Source organism: Streptomyces sp. NPDC086549 (assembly GCF_044746205.1).
In the GTDB taxonomy this organism is placed as follows: Bacteria; Actinomycetota; Actinomycetes; order Streptomycetales; family Streptomycetaceae; genus Streptomyces.
On record NZ_JBIVBS010000017.1, the window covers coordinates 26458 to 48762 of the forward strand.

Annotated in this window: 22 protein-coding genes and 3 pseudogenes; 12 read left to right on the top strand and 13 right to left on the bottom strand. The window is 70.3% G+C overall.

What is annotated here, in order from left to right:
• Window positions 1-25: 25 nt before the first annotated feature.
• A pseudogene (locus tag ACIPSA_RS39300) lies at window positions 26-337 on the bottom strand (helix-turn-helix domain-containing protein); the annotation flags it as partial.
• A gap of 113 nt (window positions 338-450) precedes the next feature.
• Here ACIPSA_RS39300 and ACIPSA_RS39305 point away from each other — a divergent pair.
• Window positions 451-854: pseudogene (locus ACIPSA_RS39305) on the top strand (ATP-binding protein).
• On the opposite strand, the gene ACIPSA_RS39310 reads toward ACIPSA_RS39305, so the two are convergent.
• Window positions 851-1687, bottom strand: coding sequence for a DUF2690 domain-containing protein (locus ACIPSA_RS39310; protein WP_402643899.1), 837 nt, complete (start codon window positions 1685-1687; stop codon window positions 851-853). The pseudogene ACIPSA_RS39305 and the gene ACIPSA_RS39310 overlap by 4 nt on opposite strands.
• A complete protein-coding gene (locus ACIPSA_RS39315) occupies window positions 1684-2475 on the bottom strand; it encodes a peptidoglycan-binding protein (protein WP_402643901.1) in 792 nt (263 codons plus the stop codon). Before ACIPSA_RS39315 ends, ACIPSA_RS39310 begins: the two co-directional genes overlap by 4 nt.
• Before the next feature lie 276 nt (window positions 2476-2751).
• Between ACIPSA_RS39315 and ACIPSA_RS39320 the strand changes: the two genes are divergently transcribed.
• A complete protein-coding gene (locus tag ACIPSA_RS39320; RefSeq protein ID WP_402643903.1) occupies window positions 2752-3207 on the top strand; it encodes a peptidoglycan-binding protein in 456 nt (151 codons plus the stop codon).
• A 61-nt stretch (window positions 3208-3268) separates the two neighbouring features.
• On the opposite strand, the gene argS is transcribed toward ACIPSA_RS39320, so the two are convergent.
• Window positions 3269-5041 (bottom strand): arginine--tRNA ligase, encoded by a 1773-nt coding sequence (gene argS, locus ACIPSA_RS39325; RefSeq protein ID WP_402643905.1) that lies wholly within the window; start codon window positions 5039-5041, stop codon window positions 3269-3271.
• A 135-nt stretch (window positions 5042-5176) separates the two neighbouring features.
• Between argS and lysS the strand changes: the two genes are divergently transcribed.
• Window positions 5177-6916 carry a lysine--tRNA ligase gene (lysS, locus tag ACIPSA_RS39330; RefSeq protein ID WP_402643907.1) on the top strand — a complete coding sequence of 580 codons (1740 nt, stop codon included), beginning with the start codon at window positions 5177-5179 and terminating at the stop codon, window positions 6914-6916.
• Between the two features lie 78 nt (window positions 6917-6994).
• On the opposite strand, the gene ACIPSA_RS39335 is transcribed toward lysS, so the two are convergent.
• From ACIPSA_RS39335 to ACIPSA_RS39345, 3 genes are all read right to left on the bottom strand, one after another.
• Entirely contained in the window at window positions 6995-8266 is a 1272-nt protein-coding gene (locus ACIPSA_RS39335; RefSeq protein WP_402643910.1) for a DUF2637 domain-containing protein, read from the bottom strand.
• Window positions 8267-8449: 183 nt separating this feature from the next.
• Window positions 8450-9385 carry a DUF3558 domain-containing protein gene (locus ACIPSA_RS39340; RefSeq protein WP_402643912.1) on the bottom strand — a complete coding sequence of 312 codons (936 nt, stop codon included), beginning with the start codon at window positions 9383-9385 and terminating at the stop codon, window positions 8450-8452.
• A 132-nt stretch (window positions 9386-9517) separates the two neighbouring features.
• Entirely contained in the window at window positions 9518-10360 is an 843-nt protein-coding gene (locus ACIPSA_RS39345; RefSeq protein WP_402643915.1) for a DUF3558 domain-containing protein, read from the bottom strand.
• A 203-nt stretch (window positions 10361-10563) separates the two neighbouring features.
• On the opposite strand from ACIPSA_RS39345, the gene ACIPSA_RS39350 reads away from it, so the two are divergent.
• A complete protein-coding gene (locus tag ACIPSA_RS39350; RefSeq protein ID WP_402643917.1) occupies window positions 10564-11757 on the top strand; it encodes an RtcB family protein in 1194 nt (397 codons plus the stop codon).
• A gap of 7 nt (window positions 11758-11764) precedes the next feature.
• On the opposite strand, the gene ACIPSA_RS39355 is transcribed toward ACIPSA_RS39350, so the two are convergent.
• The 4 genes from ACIPSA_RS39355 to ACIPSA_RS39370 are packed head-to-tail and all read right to left on the bottom strand — an operon-like array spanning window position 11765 to window position 14404.
• Window positions 11765-13030, bottom strand: coding sequence for a GNAT family N-acetyltransferase (locus ACIPSA_RS39355; RefSeq protein WP_402643919.1), 1266 nt, complete (start codon window positions 13028-13030; stop codon window positions 11765-11767).
• Between the two features lie 24 nt (window positions 13031-13054).
• Window positions 13055-13237, bottom strand: coding sequence for a hypothetical protein (locus ACIPSA_RS39360; protein ID WP_402643920.1), 183 nt, complete (start codon window positions 13235-13237; stop codon window positions 13055-13057).
• A complete protein-coding gene (locus ACIPSA_RS39365; protein WP_402643923.1) occupies window positions 13237-14013 on the bottom strand; it encodes an SDR family NAD(P)-dependent oxidoreductase in 777 nt (258 codons plus the stop codon). The genes ACIPSA_RS39360 and ACIPSA_RS39365 overlap by 1 nt, the downstream gene beginning before the upstream one ends.
• 52 nt (window positions 14014-14065) lie before the next feature.
• Entirely contained in the window at window positions 14066-14404 is a 339-nt protein-coding gene (locus ACIPSA_RS39370; protein ID WP_402643925.1) for a YnfA family protein, read from the bottom strand.
• A 122-nt stretch (window positions 14405-14526) separates the two neighbouring features.
• Here ACIPSA_RS39370 and ACIPSA_RS39375 point away from each other — a divergent pair, with 122 nt between their 5' ends.
• A complete protein-coding gene (locus ACIPSA_RS39375; RefSeq protein ID WP_402643928.1) occupies window positions 14527-14967 on the top strand; it encodes a hypothetical protein in 441 nt (146 codons plus the stop codon).
• Between the two features lie 61 nt (window positions 14968-15028).
• Entirely contained in the window at window positions 15029-15535 is a 507-nt protein-coding gene (locus tag ACIPSA_RS39380) for a MarR family winged helix-turn-helix transcriptional regulator (RefSeq protein WP_402643930.1), read from the top strand.
• Between the two features lie 105 nt (window positions 15536-15640).
• Here the strand turns inward: ACIPSA_RS39380 and ACIPSA_RS39385 are convergent, their stop codons facing one another.
• The gene (locus tag ACIPSA_RS39385) at window positions 15641-16024 is read right to left on the bottom strand and encodes a winged helix-turn-helix transcriptional regulator (RefSeq protein WP_402643932.1); all 384 of its coding nucleotides are present in this window, start codon (window positions 16022-16024) and stop codon (window positions 15641-15643) included.
• On the opposite strand from ACIPSA_RS39385, the pseudogene ACIPSA_RS39390 reads away from it, so the two are divergent.
• Window positions 15987-16082, top strand: a pseudogene (locus ACIPSA_RS39390) (zinc-binding dehydrogenase); the annotation flags it as partial. The gene ACIPSA_RS39385 and the pseudogene ACIPSA_RS39390 sit on opposite strands and share 38 nt — an antisense overlap.
• Here ACIPSA_RS39390 and ACIPSA_RS39395 read toward each other — a convergent pair.
• Complete coding sequence (locus tag ACIPSA_RS39395; RefSeq protein ID WP_402643934.1) at window positions 16079-16909, bottom strand: DUF6597 domain-containing transcriptional factor; 831 nt, start codon at window positions 16907-16909, stop codon at window positions 16079-16081. The pseudogene ACIPSA_RS39390 and the gene ACIPSA_RS39395 overlap by 4 nt on opposite strands.
• A 105-nt stretch (window positions 16910-17014) precedes the next feature.
• Between ACIPSA_RS39395 and ACIPSA_RS39400 the strand changes: the two genes are divergently transcribed.
• From ACIPSA_RS39400 to pstC, 5 genes are all read left to right on the top strand, one after another.
• On the top strand, window positions 17015-18142 hold the full coding sequence (locus tag ACIPSA_RS39400; RefSeq protein ID WP_402643936.1) for an LLM class flavin-dependent oxidoreductase: 1128 nt from the start codon (window positions 17015-17017) through the stop codon (window positions 18140-18142).
• Entirely contained in the window at window positions 18139-18735 is a 597-nt protein-coding gene (locus ACIPSA_RS39405; protein ID WP_402643939.1) for an FMN reductase, read from the top strand. Before ACIPSA_RS39400 ends, ACIPSA_RS39405 begins: the two co-directional genes overlap by 4 nt.
• A gap of 128 nt (window positions 18736-18863) precedes the next feature.
• Window positions 18864-19604, top strand: a complete 741-nt coding sequence (locus ACIPSA_RS39410) for a response regulator transcription factor (RefSeq protein WP_402643942.1) — start codon at window positions 18864-18866, stop codon at window positions 19602-19604.
• On the top strand, window positions 19605-21098 hold the full coding sequence (locus ACIPSA_RS39415; RefSeq protein WP_402643945.1) for an ATP-binding protein: 1494 nt from the start codon (window positions 19605-19607) through the stop codon (window positions 21096-21098).
• A gap of 232 nt (window positions 21099-21330) precedes the next feature.
• Window positions 21331-22305 (top strand): phosphate ABC transporter permease subunit PstC, encoded by a 975-nt coding sequence (gene pstC / locus ACIPSA_RS39420; RefSeq protein WP_402643948.1) that lies wholly within the window; start codon window positions 21331-21333, stop codon window positions 22303-22305.

The following is a 22305-nucleotide window of genomic DNA, read 5'->3' on the forward strand; positions in this document are numbered from 1 at the left end:
GGACGTGGTGAAGGCGGTCCAACTGGGCGATGGCGTCCCGCTCGTGCTGGACGTAAAGCTCCGCCCACATGGGGAACTGGTCGATCTCCGGCGGGTTCTCCACGCCGGCTCTCAACAGGCCTCTCGTCTCCAGCAGTTCGTCGAGCAGCTCGGCGAGATCCGGCTTTAAGGGCCGCCGCCCCTGCTCGATCGAAGCGATCGTCTCCTCGTCCACCATGCGCCGTTCGCCCAGGGACCGTTGGGTGAAACCCGCCGCGCGGCGAGCCGTCCCGACCTGGACGCCCAGCATCTTCATGGCCGAGAGGTTCCTCTTTCGCGGAAGCTTCTTGGAGTTCATGCTGATCCAACTCCCCGCGCCCGTAGGTACGTGACCCCGTACGAAGCCGTACAAATAATCTGTACGGACTCACTCAGTGATCCACGGTAGTCACTCTGCGCGACATTCGTCCTGTGAATCTCGAAACCGAAATCCCCCACCAGCACGCCCAGTTCTACCGCCGCGACCGCCGATCCGTGCCCGCTGCCAGGCGGTTCGCGTGGTGGTCCTTGAAGTATTGGGGGCTCGACGAATGGGAGCGCGCCGACGACGTGTCGCTGTGCGTGAGCGAGCTGGCGACCAACGCGCTCGTGCACGGGGCGCCGCCGGGGCGCGGCTTCCTGCTGCGGCTCCGGTACGACGGCGAGGTCCTCCGGGTCGAGGTGCACGACAGCGGGACCGGCACCCCGAGGCTCGCGGACGACGCGGACGAGGGCGGGCGCGGGCTGCTGCTCGTGGCGGCGCTCGCCGACAAGTGGGGGTGGGGGAGCGGGAGCCCGGCAAGGCGGTGTGGTGTGAATTCGTGCGCTTCGCCTAATTCACCCGGCCCTCGAAGCACTCCCTCCTGCCGCCCGCCGCGGGCCGGAAGCAGGCCCGGACGACCGTTCCGGGCCGGGTCGCGGTCATGAGGGTGTGGACGTAGGCGTCCTCGTCGACGTGGTCCTTGACCTCGGCTCCGCGGGTACGACCCTTGCGCGGGCCGTCCGCGGTCACCTCGATCCGGTCGCCGACCCGCGTACCCCACATCCGTGCCCAAGTGGTCCCGCACGCCCTGCTGTACCGCAGTTCCATCCAGGCCCCGGTGGCGGTGCGGTGCGAGGCGAAGGTGTCCGGCGCGGCGGCGCAGGTCATGCGCGCCGGGTCCTTGCCCTCGCAGGCGGTTCCCCGGCAGTGCGGACCGGCGGCGGACGGGGGCATGGACGGGCGTGGTTCGCCGTTTCGTTCCGGGAGGAGGAACAGAGTGGTCGTGACGGCCCCGACCAGCACGGCACACAACGACGCCAGGACCGCCACGACCGCCGCTCCCCGGTGGCCGACAGGCGTGACCTCCTCGGGAGCGGGCGCGGAGGGAGCCGGGGGCGGTGTCGGCGGCGGCGGCGGGGCCGCTTCCTTCGCGCGCCCGCCCCACTCCGACTCCGCGATCTCCCACAGCGCCACGCACCGTCCGTCCGGCTCGCCCGCGAGACGGCACAGCTCCTGCACCGCCACACGCGGCGGCAGGGTCTTGCCGTTGAGATAGCGCTCCCAGGACGACTTGCTGAACGTGGTCTTCGCCGCGAGGCTCGCCAGGCTCAGGCCCGTACGTGTCCTCAACTCCCGGAGTGCGGAGGCCAGCCGGGCGCGCTCCGGTGAGGGTGCCGGCGGCGTCATCCACGCAGGGCTTTCCAGGTGTGCGGCCCGATGACGCCGTCCACGACCAGGCCGTGCCGCTTCTGTATGTCCTTGACCGCGCGCTGCGTCATCGGACCGAAGAGCCCGTCGACGCCTCCCGGCGAGATGCCCGTCCTGCGCAGCAGGCACTGTGCCTCGGCCACCTCCGGCCCGGCGTTGCCGTTCGCGAGCGTGGCGCTCTGGGTGCGGCTGTTGCCCGCGTACCAGCGCCCGTCGACGCGCTCGTACCGGCAGTCGTACGTGGGAGGCGGCGGCTCTGCCGACGCGGTGGCGGACGGGTGGCGGGGTCCCGCCGGGGCTTCACCGTGCCCACTGCCGAGCCGTACGAGCAGGAGGAGTGCCGAGGAGACGGCCAGCACCAACGCCACCGTCCCCGCCACGAGCGCGACGCGCAGCGAACGCCCGGACAGCCGTGTCTCCCCGGCTTCCGCCGCCAGGATCTCCGGCTCGGCAGCGGCAGGCTCCTGCGGCTCCTGCGGTGCGGATGCCTCCGACCGTCTGTTTCCCCATGCGTCCGCGGCCACTTCGTGCAACGCGAGCAGCCGGACCGGATCATCACCGCCGATCCGGGCCAGCGCCTCCACGGCCTCCCGGGGCGGCAGTGATCCGCCGCCCAGATACCGTTCCCACGACTTCGGGCTGTACCCCGTCCTCGCCGCCAGCTGCCGCATGCTCAGACCGCTGTGGTCCTTCAGCCGGCGCAAGCGCACCACCAACTGCCGCACGCGCGGATCCAGCTCCGCGGGCAGCGCTTTCCAACGCGACATGTCCCCCCACTCGCGTTCATGGACCGTGGTCAGCGGTCCGATGCCCCGTCACATTCTGCAACAGCGGTCCGCGTATGCCACACCCGTCCCGTCCCGGCCGTCCCGCCGTACCGTCCCGACGGGTGATGTCCCCGCAGTTCAGAAGGGGTGTCGTCTCACGTTGCCGTCACTTGCGCGGCAACCGTGGCGGCGCCCGGCGGCCACCCCGCAATCTCGATGTCGCCACCTGATCGCCGACCGCGTCAGGTGCCGATCCACGAACCGAAAGAGGAACACATGCGTCCGAACGTCATGGCCAGGACCCTCGTCAGCCTCACCGCCGTCGCCGGCATCGCCGCCGGGACCGTGGCTGCCGCGGGCACCAGCTTTGCGGCGTCCGCACCGGCCTCGAAGGCGGCGGTGAGCTCCCAGGCCGTCGCCCCGCGCGCCGTGAACAACCTCGGTCTGTCCACCGAGGAAGCCAAGAAGGTCCAGATCTGGCTCCAGTACTGGGGCTACAACGACTCGGTCGACGGCCAGCTCGGCACCAACAGCTGGAAGGCGTTCCAGCACTGCCTCCGGGACGCCTGGGGCTACACCGGCGACATCGACGGGATCGTCGGACCCAACACGATCAAGGCGCTCCAGCGTCTCCTGCAGAAGAGCTGGGGCTACACCGGCGACATCGACGGCATCGCCGGATCGGGGACCCGGGCCGCGTTCGAACGATTCGCCAACGGCATTCTTCTGTGAGCGCCTGAAACGACCGCGGCCCGTCCTCCCTCCAGGGGAGAACGGGCCGCGGCCTGTCGTCTCAGAGCCGCTCGGGCGTTCGGATGCCCAGCAGTGCCATGCCCTGGTGGAGCGTGCGTGCGGTGAGGTCCACCAGGAAGAGCCGGTTCTCGACGACCTCCGGGGCGTTCTCGTCGCTCAGCACCTGGCACTGGTCGTAGAACTTCGTCAGGTGCGTCGCCAGCTCGTACAGGTACGCCGCCAGCTTGTGCGGCTCGTGCGCCGAGGCCACCTCCAGGACCGTCTCGGCGAACTGGTCCAGGTGCAGGCCCAGCGCGCGCTCCGCCGGGGCCAGCTCCAGCTCCGGGTGGGCGGCGAGGCGGGCCTCGCCGGCCTTGCGGAGGATCGACTGGATACGGGCGTACGCGTACTGGAGGTAGACGGCCGTGTCGCCGTTCAGCGACACCATCTGGTCCAGGTCGAACTTGTAGTCCCGCACGGCGGAGGTCGACAGGTCGGCGTACTTCACCGCGCCGATGCCGACGTACCGGCCGTTCTCGACGATCTCCTGCTCGGACAGGCCCACCTTCTCGGCCTTCTCCCGCACCACGGCCGTCGCCCGGTCGACCGCCTCGTCGAGGAGGTCCTGCAGCTTGACCGTCTCGCCCTCACGCGTCTTGAACGGCTTGCCGTCCTTGCCGAGCACCGTGCCGAAGGCGAGCTGCTGCGCCGTCACGTCCTCGTTCAGCCAGCCCGCCCGGCGGGCCGTCTCGAAGACCATCCGGAAGTGCAGGGCCTGACGGGCGTCGACGACGTAAAGGAGCGTGTTCGCCTTCAGGTTGAAGACGCGGTCGCGGATCGCCGAGAGGTCGGTCGCCGCGTAGCCGTAGCCGCCGTCCGACTTCTGCACGATCAGCGGGACCGGGTTGCCGTCCGGGCCCTTGATGTCCTCGAAGAAGACGCACAGGGCGCCCTCGGAGCGGACCGCGACACCGGACTCCTCCAGGAGGCGGCAGGTCTCGGCCAGCATGTCGTTGTAGCCGGACTCGCCGACGATGTCGGGGTCGCGGACCTCCATGTCCAGCTTCTCGAAGACGGAGAAGAAGTAGATCTTCGACTCGTCCACGAACTTCTGCCACATGGCGAGGGTCTTCGGCTCGCCGGCCTGGAGGTCGACCACCCGGCGGCGGGCCCGCGTCTTGAACTCCTCGTCGGAGTCGAAGAGCTTCCGCGCGGCCTTGTAGAGGCGGTCGAGGTTCGACATCGCCTCCTCACCGGTCACCTGGGCGGCCTTGTGGTCCAGCTCGTGCGGGTGCTCGTCCAGGTACTGGATGAGCATGCCGAACTGGGTGCCCCAGTCGCCGATGTGGTGCCGGCGGACGACGTTCTCCCCGGTGAACTCCAGGAGGTGGACCACCGCGTCGCCGATCACGGCGGAGCGCAGGTGGCCGACGTGCATCTCCTTCGCCACGTTCGGCTGGGCGTAGTCGATCACCGTCGTGCCCGGGTGCGCGGCGTACGGCACGCCGAGGCGGCCCGTGTCGTCCGCGTACCGCGCGGACAGGTTCTCGGTGATCGCCTTGTCCGCGATCGTGATGTTCAGGAAGCCGGGGCCGGAGACCTCGATCTCCTTGATCACATCACCCGCGACGACCTGGGAGACGACCTGCGTGGCCAGCTCCCTCGGGTTCGCCTTCGCCTTCTTGGCCAGGGCCAGGATCCCGTTGGCCTGGAAATCGGCCCGGTCGCTTCGTCGCAGCAGCGGGTCCGCGGAGCCTGCGTCCGGCAGGGCTGCCGAGAGTGCGGTCGCGAGGTGCTGCTGGACGGAGTCGCTGAGGGACGTGACCGAGGCCATAGGAATGGGTGCCGTTCTCCTCGTGGGGATGGATATACCCAGCCAGTATCCCATGGGAGGTAAAGCGGTTTTCCCGGTCGAGGGTCGGTCTGGGAGTATGGAAAGGACCATCAAGAGCTCCTGGATCAAGAGGACGTGCCGAACGTGGCTCAGAGCACCGAGACCACCGACTGGGTCTCCCGTTTCGCGGATGAGGTCATCGAGGAGTCGGAGCGTCGGGCCCCGGGCAAACCGGTCGTCGTCGCTTCGGGTCTGTCGCCCTCGGGTCCCATCCACCTGGGGAACCTGCGCGAGGTCATGACCCCGCACCTCGTCGCCGACGAGGTCCGGCGGCGCGGTCACCAGGTGCGGCACCTCATCTCCTGGGACGACTACGACCGCTACCGCAAGGTGCCCGCGGGCATCGCCGGTGTCGACGAGTCCTGGGCCGAGCACATCGGCAAGCCGCTGACCTCGGTGCCCGCTCCGGAGGGGTCCTCGTACCCGAACTGGGCCGAGCACTTCAAGGCGGCCATGGTCGAGTCCCTCGCCGAGCTGGGAGTGGAGTTCGACGGGATCAGCCAGACCGCCCAGTACACCTCGGGTGTCTACCGCGAGCAGATCCTGCACGCGATGAAGCACCGGGGTGACATCGACGCGATCCTCGACCAGTACCGGACCAAGCCGAAGGCCAAGAAGCAGGGGCAGAAGCCCGTCGACGAGGCCGAGCTGGAGGCCGAGGAGGGCTCCGGCGCGGCGAACGAGGACGACGGCAGCTCCGGCTCCGCCGGGTACTTCCCGTACAAGCCCTACTGCGGCAACTGCGGCAAGGACCTGACCACGGTCACCTCGTACGACGACGAGACCACCGAGCTCGCCTACACCTGCAACGAGTGCGGCTTCGCGGAGACCGTCCGGCTCAGCGAGTTCAACCGCGGCAAGCTGGTCTGGAAGGTCGACTGGCCGATGCGGTGGGCGTACGAGGGCGTCGTGTTCGAGCCCTCCGGCGTCGACCACTCCTCTCCCGGCTCCAGCTTCCAGGTCGGCGGCCAGATCGTCGGGATCTTCGACGGCAAGCAGCCGATCGGTCCGATGTACGCGTTCGTCGGCATCTCCGGCATGGCGAAGATGTCGTCCTCCCGCGGCGGGGTCCCGACCCCGGGCGACGCGCTGAAGATCATGGAGCCGCAGATCCTGCGCTGGCTCTACGCCCGCCGCCGGCCCAACCAGTCCTTCAAGATCGCCTTCGACCAGGAGATCCAGCGGCTGTACGACGAGTGGGACAAGCTGGACGCCAAGGTCGCCGACGGCTCCGCCCTCCCGGCCGACATCGCCGCGCACTCGCGCGCGGTGCGGACGGCGGGCGGCGAGCTGCCGAAGACCACGCGGCCGATGCCGTACCGGACGCTGGCCTCCGTCGCCGACATCACCGCCGGCCACCAGGACCAGGCTCTGCGCATCCTGTCCGAACTGGACCCGGCCAACCCGCTCGGCTCCCTGGACGAGGCCCGGCCCCGGTACGACAAGGCCGAGGCCTGGATCAACACGCACGTGCCCGCCGACCAGCGGACCATCGTGCGCGAGGAGCCGGACGTCGAGCTGCTGAAGTCCCTCGACGAGGCCTCCCAGCAGTCGGTACGGCTGCTGCTCGACGGGCTCGCGGAGAACTGGTCCCTGGACGGGCTGACCCACCTCGTCTACGGCGTGCCCAAGGTCCAGGCCGGGTTCTCCGCCGACGCCACGCCCAAGGAGCTGCCGCCGGAGATCAAGACCGCCCAGCGGACGTTCTTCGCACTGCTGTACCACCTGCTCGTCGGCCGTGACACCGGGCCGCGTCTGCCCACGCTGTTGCTGGCGGTCGGGCAGGAGCGGGTCCGGACGCTGCTCGCGGAGTAGCCAGTAGTACGACGGCATGACGAAGGGGCCCTCCCACGAGGGCCCCTTCGTCATGCCGTCCGCTACGGATGTGATCCGCTATGCGATGTGGTCCGCTTCCAGTTCCGCGTTGAAGCGGTTCGTGAAGCGGTTGACCATGCGCTCGGCCTCACGCGCGGGAAGCGCGCTGCCGTACGTCGCCTCTACGTCCTCGCGGAACTGGCCGGGCGTGGGGAAGCTGCCGTCTATCGACTGACGGAAGACCTGGTAGTAGGCCTCCTCGTCGGGCTCCGGGGTGCCGCCGCCCTCACCGAGTTCGCGGGTGCGGTTCGGGCCCACCGGGATGGGGAAGCTGCCGGTCTCCTCCGGAGAGGGTTCCTCGTACTGCTCCGGCTCCTGCTCCTGGTAGTACTGCTCGGCCTGCTGCTGCTCCGCGTACCACTGGGCGTACTGGTCCGGGTCGTAGGCGGGGTCGTAGCCGCCCTGGTACTGGATCTGCTGGGGGTCCATCGCCTGGAACCACGGGCTCTGGTCGTCCGGGACCGGGGGGTCCCCCGGACGACCGCCGTTCTGGCTGACGAACTCGGGGCGCTGCTCGCCGTAAGGTGCCGCCTTCTGTGGGACGGGCGCTGCCCCGGCGGCGCGACTGCCCGCGGCCGCGGCGGCCGTGAGCTCGGGCTGTGCCGGTGCCGGAGGCAGCACCGGCGGTTCTATGCCGGCCGCCGCCAGGCCCGCAGGGGCCGTCTCCGCGAGCGGGACGCCGTACCTCGCCAGCCTCAGGGGCATCAGGGACTCCACCGGAGCCTTCCTGCGCCAGGCGCGGCCGAAGCGGGCCTGGAGCCGGGCCTGGTAGACGAGACGTTCCTGCTCCAGCTTGATGACCTGCTCGTAGGAGCGGAGCTCCCACAGCTTCATACGGCGCCACAGGAGGAAGGTGGGGACCGGGGAGAGCAGCCAGCGGGTGAGGCGGACACCCTCCATGTGCTTGTCGGCGGTGATGTCGGCGATGCGGCCGATCGCGTGCCGGGCCGCCTCGACGGCGACCACGAACAGGATCGGGATCACCGCGTGCATGCCCACACCCAGCGGGTCCGGCCAGGCGGCGGCGCCGTTGAAGGCGATCGTGGCCGCCGTCAGGAGCCAGGCCGTCTGGCGCAGGAGCGGGAAGGGGATGCGGATCCAGGTCAGCAGCAGGTCCAGGGCGAGCAGGACGCAGATGCCCGCGTCGATGCCGATCGGGAAGACATAGGAGAAGTTCCCGAAGCCCTTCTTGATCGCCAGCTCGCGGACCGCGGCGTAGGAACCGGAGAAGCCGATACCGGCGATGATCAAAGCGCCGGACACGACCACGCCGATGAGAATTCGGTGCATCCGAGTCAGCTGCAGTGGCGCGGCCACCCGTTACTCCCCTCCCCTTGCGTGTTGTTGCGCGCAACAGGGTGGCACATCAGTGCGGAGAACGTGGTGCCGGTAGGCCGGGAGCCCGGCCCCCAGGAGGGCCGGGCTCCGCTAAATGACTTGGCTGAGCTGCGAGTTGTCCGCCAGGTGTGACAGTCAGCTCTTCTTGGACGCTGACTTCGACGGGGAGGCGGACGACGAGGGGCTCGCCGACTTCGACGCCGACTTGGACGGCGAGGGCTTCGCCGTGCCCGAATCCTTGCCCGACCCCGTGCCGGAGCCGGATCCCGAGCCGGTCGACCCCGTGCCGCCCTGGCTGTTCGCCGACGTCACGGCGGCCGCGACCTCCTTGGCCGCCTTCTCCGCGGCCTTCGTCAGGTCGGCGGCGTCCGGGGTCTTCTCGCCGGCCAGGCCCGCGCCGTTGTAGTCGAGGGTGATGACGACGTTCTCGACGCGCGCCACGACCGTCTGCTGCTTGAAGCTGCCTTCCTTCTTCTTCAGGTCGTAACGCACCGCGGTCGCCTCGTTGCCCGTTCCGGCGACCGGCTCCGACTTGGTGTTCTTGGCGCCGGACACGGCCAGGGCGCCCTGCACCTGCTTGCTGTAGTAGGCCTTCGCCTGCTCCTCGCCCGTGCCACGGTTGACGTCGGAGTCGAAGCGGAGGAGGGAGACGTTGAGCCAGCGGAACTGGGAGCCCTTCACGCCGTTGCTGTCCAGGCTGCTCCAGGAGCAGCTGGCCCGGGTCGCGACGTCGTCCGAAGAGCCCTCCTTGCCGGATTTGGCACCCTTGGGTACCAGTTCGCCGAGAGTCTTCTTCGACAGCACCGCGCACGACTCCGGCAGTTTGCGGTACGCGGCCGCCTGCACGGTCGGCGAGGGGTTCACGGAGGTGTCGCCGGAGCTGCTGCTCGTCGCCTGGCCGGCACTGCCGGCGTCCTTGCTGTCGGAGCCGGAGTCCGAGGAGCAGCCGGCGGCGACGAACACCATGGGGACGGCGGCCGCGCAGACAAGGGCCCGGCGGAGGCGCCCCGCTCGCCGGTCACGCTGGTCGCGCTGGTCGTCTCGGTCGTCTCGCTGGGCTACTCGCTGCATGGTTCCTTCACTCAGACGCTCGGGGTTCCTGCGGTCGGATCGGGTCCGAGGGGCCACGGTACGCGGTGAGTGAGCTGTGCGGTTCCGGTTCACGGGCTTTGCCCGCGGCCCGTGCAGGGGCTGCGGGGACCGCTAACCGTTGAGCGAGTCGGCCAGTTGTGCGGCCAGTTTCCGGGCCCTGTCCTGCATTTCCTTGCTGTCCGGCACCGTGCCGATGGCCGTCGGCTGCTCGTCGTACTCGATGGTCACGATGACGTTGGACGTGCGGAACACCACAGTCACCGTTCGCTGTTCGGCCGTCGAACCGGAGTTGCTCAGCTGGTCGTCGAGGTATGCCTCGTCGCCGAGATCGTCGAGGGTGCGGGGCTGGAGGTCGGCTGGGGCGGAGGCGGAGGCGGAGGCGGACGAGGACGGGGACGCGGACGAGGTCGGCTCGCTCGCGCCCGAGGTCGTCGCCTTGGCCGCCGCGGACGCCGAGGCAGTCGTCGAGGACGTCGCCGTCGCCGTGGGTGAGGACGTGCTCGGCTCGGGGAGGTCGGCCGCTGTCTGCCTGTCGGCGAAGAGCTGCTCGGCCTCGGTGTCGTCGCTGACCGCGTTGTCGTACGACACGACCCGCTCGAAGTCGATGAGCAGATGGTCGGTCGCGTCGGCGGCCTCCACCTTCCACCGGCAACCGACCTTGCGGTCGGTGTCGTACGTCAGCGTCGCCTCGCCCTGGTACGCCCGGTCCTGCTGGTCCGTGTCGGGGATCTGCTGGATGCCGGGCAGCAGGGAGTCGAGGGTGTCGTGGCTCACCGCGCCGCAGGGTTCCGGGAGCGTGCGGTACTTGCCGGGCTGGGCGGCGACGGTGGCCGTGCCGGCGTTGCCGGGGTTCGCGTTGTCCGTCGGACTGTCGTCCCCGGAGCCTCCGGTGCAGCCGGCCAGCAGGGCCGCGAGGAGGGCGGCGGTGCCGGTTACATACGCCTTCCGCTGCACGGTCAGGCTCCTCTCGACGGTAGGTCCTCCAGTGTCCCCGCTGGTTAATCGCTTGCCGCAGCGGGGCGCCCCCTGGAGACAATGTGTATCGCACGCACTGCTGTGGACGCCGGTCCCTTGTCCCTTTTCGTAGACCTTGGCGCTGCTTTTGCGTTTTGCTGTCATTAAGGCTTTTGTCGGTCGTCCGGGGGAATGAGGAAGATATGTCGTACGTGGAAATGGCGGGCGCGAAGGTTCCCATCCGTATGTGGGCCGACCCCGCCACGGTCGAGGACGTCGCGATGCAGCAGCTCCGCAACGTCGCGACCCTGCCCTGGATCAAGGGGCTGGCCGTGATGCCGGACGTGCACTTCGGGAAGGGTGCGACCGTCGGGTCGGTCATCGCGATGCGGGGGGCTGTGTGTCCCGCGGCGGTGGGTGTGGACATCGGCTGCGGAATGTCGGCGGTGAAGACGTCACTGACCGCGAACGATCTCCCTGGCGACCTGTCCCGGCTGCGGTCGAAGATCGAGCAGGCGATTCCGGTGGGGCGGGGGATGCATGACGCTCCCGTCGACCCGGGTCAGCTGCACGGGCTCGCCACCGGCGGGTGGGACGGGTTCTGGGGGCGGTTCGACGGGGTCGCCGAGGCGGTGAAGTTCCGCGAGGAGCGGGCGACGAAGCAGATGGGTACGCTCGGATCGGGAAACCACTTTGTTGAAGTATGCCTCGATGCGGACGGTTATGTCTGGTTGATGCTGCATTCCGGTTCCCGGAACATCGGCAAGGAACTCGCCGAGCACCACATAGGCGTGGCCCAGAAGCTCCCGCACAACCAGGGCCTGATCGACCGCGACCTCGCGGTCTTCGTCGCGGACACTCCGCAGATGGCGGCGTACGAGCACGACCTCTACTGGGCCCAGGAGTACGCGAAGTACAACCGGTCGATCATGATGGCGCTCCTGAAGGACGTGATCCGCAAGGAGTTCAAGAAGGCCAAGGTGGCCTTCGAGCCCGAGGTGAGCTGCCACCACAACTATGTGAGCCGTGAACGCTACGAGGGCATGGACCTGCTCGTCACCCGCAAGGGAGCGATCCGCGCGGGCTCCGGCGAGTACGGGATCATCCCGGGCTCCATGGGCACGGGTTCGTACATCGTGCGGGGCCTCGGGAACGAGAAGTCCTTCAACTCGGCCTCGCACGGCGCCGGCCGGCGCATGAGCCGCAACGCGGCCAAGCGCCGCTTCTCGACGAAGGACCTGGAGGAGCAGACGCGGGGCGTGGAGTGCCGCAAGGACTCGGGTGTCGTCGACGAGATCCCGGGTGCCTACAAGCCGATCGAGCAGGTCATCGACCAGCAGCGGGACCTCGTCGAGGTCGTGGCGAAGCTCAAGCAGGTGGTGTGCGTGAAGGGCTGATCCGGCCCTACAGCCGCTTCTCCAGCAACGTCACCGCGTACGGGCTGCCCAACCCGCCGTCCTTGGCTGTCTGTTCGCCGACCATCGTGTAGCCCGCCGACTCGTAGTAGGTGCGGAGGCGGGGGTTGGAGGAGAGGCAGTCGAGGCGGGCGTAGGGGCGGCCCGTTGCCGCTATCCGGGATTCGGCCTGTGCCAGCATGCGGCGGCCGGTGGCGGGCGGGGCCGTGTGCGGGGTGGTCATCAGGCGGTGGATGTAGCCGGCGTCGGGTGGGCGGGGGCCCCAGGCCGCGGGGTCGTCCCACCAGAGTTCCCAGGCGCCCGCCGGGTGCCCGTCGGCGTACGCCAGCCAGACCTCGCCCTCGTCCATGCGGGTGCGGAAGTGGGTCTCGTCCTTCTCGCCCGGCTTCCACTGGTCGATTCCGCGGGCGAGCTGCCACAGGGCCGCCGTGTCGCGGAGGCGGACCAGCAGGGCGGCGTCGGACGGGGTCGCCCTGCGGTACGTCAGCGGGGGCCAGGCCGTCGGGGCCGGTTCCAGGAGGCTCGCGCGAAGGGATTCCGAGAGGGCCTTCGCATCCAGGCCCAGCGCGTCGGTGACATAGGAGTCGACCGAGCCGTAGCGTGCCTTCATGGCCGCCAGGAACAGGCGCATCGCCGGGGCCGGGGCCCTGCCGAAGGCCGGCCAGGCCGGGGAGCGGCCCTCGTTGCGCTGCCGCCAGTCGGACAGGAGCGCCGGGGCCGCGAGTTCCGTGAGGGTGAAGTCCTCGACGATCGTGGTCTCGGGGATGCCGAGCAACGTCAGGACCATGGCCGCCAGTTGGCCCGTGCGGTCCTTGCCCGACGCGCAGTGGAAGACCAGGGGGGTGGCGGCGGCCGCCGACTCCGCGATCACTTCCAGGGCCCTGGCGATTTCCTTCGTACCGTCCTGCGCCACCTCCATGTAGCGCTCGGAGAGGTAGGGGCCCGGGGCGACGTCGAGGGACTGCGACGGCTGGTCGTAGGGGCGGTGTTCGATGCTGAGGTTGTGGTACGCCAGGGAGGGGTGCTCGGGGACGCGGCCCCTGGCGTCGGCCTCCCACGGGTGGCGCAGGTCCAGCACCGTGGCTATGCCCAGGGACAGGAAGCGGTCCCAGTCCTCCGTGTCCTCGGCCAGCTTGCCCAGGGAGTCGGCCCGGTAGAGCAGTCCGGGGCGGACGCGGTGGCGGCCGTCCGGGGTCGAATAGCCGCCCAGGTCACGGAAGTTGTGCAGGCGCTTGAAAGGTATGTGTCTGTCCACGGGGTCGAGTCTGTCCGCCGTGGCTCAGTGGCCGTGCCGTACCGCGTAGATCATGACGAAGGCCACAATGTGGATGCCGAAGAGGAAGTACGCGAGGAAGTACCAGACCTGGCGTTCGTTCTTCGTCTCCTGGGCCAGGCGGCGTTTCTCCGCGGACTCGTCCATGCCCTGGCCCGTCCCGCGGTCCGTCCCCTGGGGCTCGCTCATCACAGCTCCCTGTGGACCTTCGTGTTGGATGCCTGCGCGCGCGGGCGCAGGACCAGGAGGTCGACGTTGACATGGCTGGGGCGGGTCACCGCCCAGGTGATGGTGTCCGCCACGTCGTCGGCGGTGAGCGGCTCGGCGACGCCCGCGTAGACCTTGGCGGCCTTCTCCGCGTCGCCGTCGAAGCGGGTCAGCGCGAACTCGTCGGTCTTGACCATGCCGGGCGCGACCTCGATGACGCGCACCGGCTGCCCGACGATCTCCAGGCGCAGGGTCTCGGCGAGGACGTGGGAGCCGTGCTTGGCGGCGACATAGCCCGCACCGCCCTCGTACGTGCCGTGGCCGGCGGTGGAGGACACGACCACGACCGTGCCGTCCCCGCTCGCCACCAGCTTCGGGAGCAGGGCCTGGGTGAGGTTCAGCGTGCCGAGGACGTTGGTCTCGTACATCGTGCGCCAGTCCGCCGGGTCGGCGGTGGCGACGGGGTCGGCGCCGAGCGCGCCGCCCGCGTTGTTGACCAGGACGCCGATGGTCTTGAAGGCCGAGGCGAACTCGTCCACCGCCGCGCGGTCGGTGACGTCCAGCTGGTAGGCGGTCGCCGAGTGGCCCGCCTCGGTCAGTTCCTCGGCCAGGGCCTCGATGCGGTCCTTGCGCCGGGCCGTGAGGACGACGCGGTAGCCGGCTGCGGCGAGCTGCCGGGCCGTGGCGGCGCCGATGCCGCTGCTCGCACCCGTGACGACGGCGATGCGGGACGCGGCGGACGGGGCTGCGGTGGCCATGGGCTGCTCCTGGGGTCGGTCTGCGGACGGCTCCGTCCAGCCTAGGCGAGGCTCAGCCGCCGTTTCTCGGCGCCCACATGATCACGGCCATTCCGGCCAGGCAGATCAGCGCGCCGGTGATGTCCCAGCGGTCGGGGCGGTAGCCGTCGGCGACCACGCCCCACAGGATCGAACCGGCGACGAAGATCCCGCCGTACGCGGCGAGGATGCGGCCGAAGTGCGCGTCGGGCTGGAAGGTGGCGACGAAGCCGTACGCGCCGAGGGCGAGGACCCCGCCGGCCATCCACAGCCATCCCCGGTGCTCGCGGACACCCTGCCAGATCAGCCAGGCGCCGCCGATCTCGAAGATCGCGGCGACGACGAAGAGGGCGGCGGAGCGGAGGATCAGCATGCCGGGAGCTTCGCACGGCCGTGTCACCTGATGGACGGCGCCTGTCCGCCGCTGCGCGTGGGATACATCCGTACATGCTGACGAGAACAAGAGTGCTTGCTGCGTGGAGTGCGATGCCGGTCATGACCGCGCTCGCCGTCGCCGTCGCCGTCGCCGGGCCCGCGCGGGCGGGCGGTACGCCGGAGGCCGACCTGGAGTATCACGGTTCGGCGCTCATGGTCGGGGACCGGATGGGTGTCACGTTCACCCCGGGCAATCACGGGCCGTCCGCCGTCGCGGACGCGAGTGTGCAACTGCGCTGGTCGGTGCCGCTCGCGGACCGGCAGTCGCTGCCCGACGAGTGTGTCCGTGCGGGCGAGCGGGTGGTGGTGTGCCGGACGGGGGCGCTGCCCGCGAACGGGTCGGGGAAGCGGATCGAGCTGGGGGTGCTGCTGAAGAGCAGCGCGCCGGAGGTGACGGTGGAGATCGACACGGCGTGGAGCGAGGGCACGGTGGACGGCAACCGGAGCAATGACAAGGCTCGGGTGATGGTGCTGGAGACCGGGGACTCGTACGTGTTCTGAGCGGAGCAGGGGCCTGCGCGTCGTACGATCTCTGCACGACGCAGACGAAAGGGAGCGGGGCATGTCCGGGAGCGCTGACGGGACCGGTGCGGCGCGGTCGCGGCTGCTGGAGGAGCTGTCCACGGTCTCCCGCCGGTACATGGCGTCGTACGCCCTGTTCAACCAGGCCGTCGCCGACAGCCTCGGTCTGCACCCGACCGATCTGCAGTGCCTGAACCTGCTCACGCTGGAGCCGGGGCCGGTGACGACGGGCCGGGTGGCGGAGCTGACGGGGCTGACGACCGGGTCGGCGACCCGGTTGGTGGACCGGTTGGAGAAGGCGGGGTACGTCGTCCGGGAGCGGGACGCGGTCGACCGGCGGCGGGTGCTGGTGGCGACCGTGCCGGAGAAGATCGCCGAGTTCGGGCGGATGTGGGAGCGGCTGGGCGGTGACTGGTCGACGCTCTTCGACGACCTCGCCGACGCCGAGCTCGCCGTGATCGTGCGGCACATGAGGCGGACGGTGGAGTTCAGCGCCGAGCAGGTCGCCCGGCTCAGGGAAACGCGGGCCGGGCAGGACCGGCCGTAGGGGGCGTCCCGGGACCTGTGGGGTGTCGTTTGGGCCATGCCGGCGTCGCGGGGTGTGGCACGCACCCCCCGGAGGGGGACCCCATCGCGTCGACTCCCTCCCCCTCTACGGAGTGTCCTGGCCGTCGGTGTCGTAGCGCTCGCGTGCCGCGTGGACCTCGTCGAAGTTGGTCTCCGCCCAGTCCTTCACCGCGGTCAGCAGGGTGGCGAGGCTGCTGCCCAGCGGGGTGAGCTCGTAGTCGACGCGGACGGGGACGGACGGGGTGACCGAGCGGGTGAGGATGCCGTCGCGTTCCAGGGTGCGCAGGGTCTGGGTGAGCATCTTGGGGCTCACCCCGGCGATCTTGCGGCCGAGGTCGCTGTAGCGCATGGGGCCCGTCGACAGGGCCGCGACCACGAGGCTGACCCACTTGTCGCTGATGCGGTCGAGGAGCTGGTTGGTGGGGCAGCTGCGGGTGGCCGAGACGTACGCCCTGGACGAGGCGGCCAAGGCCCACGCCCGGCTCGCGGAGGGCGGGGTGCGGGGGCGGCTGGTGCTCGTTCCCTAGCCGGGAGCTCCGGGCCGGGGCGGGGTGGGGCCGGAGGCGGCCGGGTTGGTGGCGTAGGCCGTCGGTGGCACTCCCACCGTCGCCGTGAAGTCCCGGACCAGGTGGGCCTGGTCCGCGTAGCCGAGGTCGGCGGCCAGGGCGGCCCAGTCCACGGCGCGGTCGGTCTCGGCGCGTTCCAGGGCCTCGTGGATGCGGTAGCGGAGGATGACCCACTTCGGGCCCACGCCGACGTATGCGGCGAAGAGGCGTTGCAGGAGTCGTACGGACATGCCCTCGGACCGGGCGAAGTCCGTGACGCGGCGGATCGTGCGGTCGGTGCGGATGCGGTCGGCCAGCGTCATGGCCAGGTCGGCCTGGGGGTCGGGGCGGGGGCCGAGGGTGAGCAGGTACGCGTCGAGGGCGGCGACGCGGGTGTCCTCGTCGTCCGGGGTGAGGACGGGTGCCGGGTCGGCGTCCGGGAGGCGGATCCGCTTGCCCGTCCACTCCGAGACCGGCCGGTCGGGGGCGAAGGGGCGGTAGCCGCCCGGACGGAACTGGATCCCGCAGACCCGGCCCTTCCCCTCCAGTTTCTGTGTGAACAGCTCCAGGCCGATCCCGGCGGCCTCGGCGAACGGCTCCTGCCCCTCGTACCGCTGGAAGACGATGTTCACGGACGGGTGCGGGACGACGTGGGAGGCGTACGGCCGGGGCAGGTCCCAGTCGATCAGCCAGTAGTGCTCCAGGTAGGGGCGGAGCGGCTCGGCCGGCTCGCGGCGGCGGAAGTCCACGTGGGCGAAGAGCTCCGCGGCGTCGACGATGCCTCGGGTGTCACGGCGTGGGGCGGCCATGCGGGGATCGTAGGGCGGGCCACTGACAGCGGGTGGAATACGGCGGTGGGGGCCACGGTTAGGAGGGTATAGTTGAACCGTCAACAACTTGGAGGATGAGCGACCATGCAGTTCGGGATCTTCAGCGTCGGCGACGTCACCCCGGACCCCACCACGGGCCGTACGCCTACCGAGCGCGAGCGCATCAAGGCAATGGTCGCCATCGCGCAGAAGGCCGAAGAGGTCGGTCTGGACGTCTTCGCGACCGGTGAGCACCACAACCCGCCGTTCGTGCCGTCGTCGCCGACCACGATGCTCGGCTACATAGCCGCCCGGACGGAGAACCTGATCCTCTCCACGTCCACGACCCTCATCACCACCAACGACCCGGTGAAGATCGCGGAGGACTACGCGATGCTCCAGCACCTGGCCGACGGGCGTGTCGACCTGATGATGGGCCGCGGCAACACCGGACCGGTGTACCCCTGGTTCGGCCAGGACATCCGTGAGGGCATCAACCTCGCCATCGAGAACTACGCCCTGCTGCGCCGGCTGTGGCGCGAGGACGTCGTCGACTGGGAGGGCAAGTTCCGTACGCCGCTGCAGGGCTTCACGTCCACGCCGCGGCCGATGGACGACGTGCCGCCGTTCGTCTGGCACGGCTCCATCCGCTCTCCGGAGATCGCCGAGCAGGCCGCGTACTACGGTGACGGCTTCTTCCACAACAACATCTTCTGGCCGGCCGACCACACCAAGCGGATGGTCGAGTTCTACCGGAAGCGGTTTGCGCACTACGGGCACGGCACGCCGGAGCAGGCGATCGTCGGACTCGGCGGCCAGGTGTTCATGCGGAAGAACTCGCAGGACGCCGTGCGCGAGTTCCGGCCGTACTTCGACAACGCGCCGGTCTACGGGCACGGGCCCTCGCTGGAGGACTTCACCGACCAGACCCCGCTGACGGTGGGCTCGCCGCAGCAGGTGATCGAGAAGACGCTGGGCTTCCGCGAGTACGCCGGCGACTACCAGCGCCAGCTGTTCCTGATGGACCACGCGGGGCTGCCGCTGAAGACCGTCCTCGAACAGCTCGACATGCTGGGCGAAGAGGTCGTGCCGGTGCTCCGCGAGGAGTTCGCCAAGGGCCGTCCGGCGGATGTGCCGGAGGCGCCCACCCACGCTTCCCTCCTTGAGAAGAAGAACACCGGGAACACCGCGAACAACGAGAACACCGACAACAACGAGGTGACCGTCGCATGAAGCTCGTCGTCGTCTCGGCGGGGCTGAGCGTCCCGTCCTCCACGCGGCTGCTCGCCGACCGGCTGGCCGCCGCCGTGGACCGCAACACCCCGGTGGACATCCAGGTGATCGAGCTGCGCGACCTCGCCGTGGAGATCGCGCACAACTTCACCAACGGGTTCCCGGGGCGCGGGCTGACCGCCGCCCTGGACGCCGTCACGGCGGCGGACGGGCTGGTCGTCGTCACGCCGGTGTTCTCCGCGTCGTACAGCGGGCTGTTCAAGTCGTTCTTCGACGTGCTGGACAAGGACGCACTGGCCGGCAAGCCGGTGCTGATCGGCGCCACCGGCGGCTCCGCCCGCCACTCCCTGGTGCTGGAGCACGCGCTGCGCCCGCTCTTCGCCTACCTGCGGGCCGTGGTCGTCCCGACCGCGGTGTACGCCGCCTCGGAGGACTGGGGAGCGGAGGGGCTGCCGGAGCGGATCGAGCGGGCGGCGGGAGAACTGGCGGGGCTGATGTCCGGGCTCTCGGCCACGCGGCCGGCGCCGGTGGAGGTCATGCCGGTCGAGGTCGTGCCGTTCGCGGAGCAGCTGGCGAGGCTCGGCGCGGCCTGAGCCCACGGTGAGAGGACGGTAGGGGCCTGCGCCGGGTTGCGTCCGCGACGGTGAGAGCCAGGTAAAAAGGGTGATCGTAGGCCCGCTCGTCCCCGCCGAACCGCCGGTGGCCTTGGCAGACTGGGAACGTGCCCCAGACTGTGCTGCTCGCCGAAGACGACCGTGCCATCCGTCATGCCCTGGAGCGTGCCCTGAGCCTGGAGGGCTACGAGGTGACGGCGGTCGCCGACGGCGTGGAAGCCCTGGCGCAGGCCCACCGCACCCCGCCGGACGTGCTCCTCCTCGACGTGATGATGCCGGGCATCGACGGGCTGCAGGTGTGCCGGGTGCTGCGCGCCGAGGGCGACCGCACGCCCATCCTGATGCTCACCGCGCTGGTGGAGACGGCCGATCGCATCGCGGGCCTGGACGCCGGTGCCGACGACTACGTCGTCAAGCCGTTCGACGTCGAGGAGGTCTTCGCCCGGCTCCGCGCCCTCCTGCGCCGCACCAGCCCGGTGGGCGCCGTAGGCGCCGGCGGCAATGGCAGCGGTGGCGGCGACGCGGCCAGGGACGTGCACATCTCCGACCGGCAGGTCGAGGCCGCCGGGCTGCGCATGGACCTCCAGGCGCGCCGGGCCTGGCGCGGTACGCGGGAGCTGGAGCTCACCCGCACCGAGTTCGAGCTGCTGGAGCTGCTGGTCCGCAACGCGGGGATCGTGCTCGACCACTCCACCATCTACGACCGGATCTGGGGCTACGACTTCGGGCCCGGTTCCAAGAACCTCGCCGTCTACGTCGGCTACCTCCGCCGCAAGCTCGACGAGCCGGACGCCCCGCAGCTGATCCACACCGTGCGGGGCGTGGGTTACGTGCTACGGGAGGACTGAGTGCGCCGCCTGCGGCGGCTGCTGGCCCAGCGCCGGCCCAAGCTCGTGTCGCTGCGTACCACCTTCGCGGTGTCCTTCGCGGCGGTCACCGCCGCCGTCACGATCCTCGTCGGCATCCTGTCCTACGGTGCCGCGGCCCGTCTGGTGCGCGTGGACCAGCAGTCGGTGTTCACGCAGGTCGTGCAGGACGTGAAGGACGAGGTGCGGCAGCACGAGATGGTGCCGGAGGACTTCAGCTCCTCCCGGCCGGGGCACGACCTCGTACGGCCCGCCAGGACCGACGTCCAGGTGCTCGGGGCGAAGGGGCAGATCGTCGACCACGGAAGCCCGGTGCTGCCCGTCACCGCCCGTGACAGGGCCATGGCCACCGCCGCGGCGGCCGGGAGGACGGTCGAGTACAAGGACGTCTCGGTCGGTTCGGACCTCTTCCGCGTCGCCACCGTCTCGCTCGGCGACGGGCGGGGCGCGGTGCAGGTCGCGCAGGAGTTCAGCGACACCGAGGACCTGTTGCGGGCGCTGCAGCAGCGGACGCTCGCGCTCATGTCCGCCGTCGTGGTCGCCGCGGGCCTCTTCGGCTGGTGGCTGGCCCGCCGTATCACCAGGCGCCTGGTCGTGCTCACCTCGGCCGCCGAGGACGTCGCCCGCACCCGCCGGCTGGGCATCGAGGTGCCCGTCGCCGGCTTCGACGAGGTCGGGCGTCTGGGCCGGGCCTTCGACCGGATGCTGGGGCGCCTGGCCCAGTCGGAGGAGGACCAGCGCCGCCTGGTCCAGGACGCGGGCCACGAGCTGCGCACCCCGCTCACCTCCCTGCGCACGAACATCTCCCTGCTGCGTCGTATCGACGAGCTCCCGCCCGCCACCCGTGACGATCTCGTCGCCGACCTCACCCAGGAGGCCCGCGAGCTGACCGACCTGGTCAACGAGCTCGTCGACCTGGCCGCCGGGCAGTCCGACAGCGAGCCGCCGCAGCGGGTGGACCTCGCCGACCTCGCCGAGGACGTCGTGGGGCTCGCCCGGCGCCGTACCGGGCGCGACATCGTGCTGCGGACGAGCGGCGACACCAGCACGGACGGGCGGCCCGGCATGCTCCAGCGCGCCATCTCCAACCTCGTCGAGAACGCCGCCAAGTTCGACCGCGGCGGCGAGGCGCCCATCGAGGTCGACGTCACCGGGCCCGATCTTCCCCGAGTTCCCGACTCCGCTCGGACGAGGGGGACCCATGTCGGCCCGGTCCGCGTCGAGGTCCTGGACCGCGGGCCCGGTATCGCCGACGGCGACCTCGTGCGCATCTTCGACCGCTTCTACCGCGCCGCCGACGCCCGCTCCCTGCCCGGTTCCGGCCTCGGCCTGTCCATCGTCCGTGAGGTGGCCATGGCGCACGGCGGGGCGCCGTTCGCCCTCCGGCGGGACGGGGGCGGGTCGGTCATCGGGTTCACGGTCGGCGGGGGCATCGCGGACGGCGGGACCCGGGGCGGGTCACGGGGCGGGGCCTGAAAGGCGGCACCGTAGTCCCAACTGGCACAGCCACACACACCTCCCCCACTGAAATGGCATGAACCGTTCACGCTTCGGTCATGTTCGTCGCGCTGAAGCGAAAGAAACCAGCCATTGACTCTCCCCGCACGGCACCCGATCGGGGCCGTGCGGGGAGAGTCGTTTCCGTATTGGGGGGACCCAAGTGGCGTCCGCGCAAGAGGGCTTCGGCGGGCCGGAGCCCGCGAGACCCGTGCCCAGACGGCCGTACACGGCCAGAGGGCTCAGTGACCGGATCTTCCGGTTCCAGTTGACGGCCACGGGTGTCGTGGTCCTCGGGATCATGGCGGCCGTCGGGCTGTTCCTGCTCCTGAGGGCCGGTCAGGCGCTGCGCACCAGAGGCGTCTGGGCGTTCCTGACGACCGCCGAATGGCAGCCGGACGTCCACAACTTCGGTATCGCGGCCGTGCTCACCGGCACCCTGCTGATCGCCGGCGTCGCGGTGACGATCTCCGTGCCGCTGGCCGTGGGCACCGCGCTGTTCATCTCCGACGTGGCCCCGCGCCCGCTGCGCCGCACCCTCGTGACCATGGTCGACCTGATGGCGGCCGTGCCTTCGGTGGTGTACGGCCTGTGGGGGCTGTTCTTCCTCCAGCAGCACGTGATCGGGCTGTCCCGCTGGCTGTCCGACTGGCTCGGGTGGATCCCGCTCTTCAAGGTGGACGGCACCCAGCCGGGCGAGCCGCTGGCCTCCGACAGCGTCTACACGGCCTCCACGTTCGTCGCCGGCATCGTCGTCGCGCTGATGGTCGCGCCGATCCAGTGCTCGGTGATGCGCGAGGTGTTCGCGCAGGCTCCGGCCGGTGAGCGGGAAGGCGCGTACGCGCTCGGCGCCACCCGCTGGGGGATGATCCGCGCGGTCGTCCTGCCGTACGGCAAGGGCGGCATCATCGGCGGCACGATGCTGGGGCTCGGGCGGGCGCTCGGCGAGACCATCGCCGTGTACCTGATCATCTCGCCGGTCTTCACCATCCAGCCGCACATCCTGCAGACGGGCTCGAACTCCGTCTCCTCCCTCATCGCCCTGCACTACGGCGATGCCTCGACCTTCGGAATGTCGGCGCTGATGGCGGCGGGCCTGGCGCTGTTCCTGCTCACCCTGGCGGTCAACTTCACCGCTTCCTCCATCGTGGCCCGCTCCCGGTCCGGCGCGCAGAGCGAGGCATGA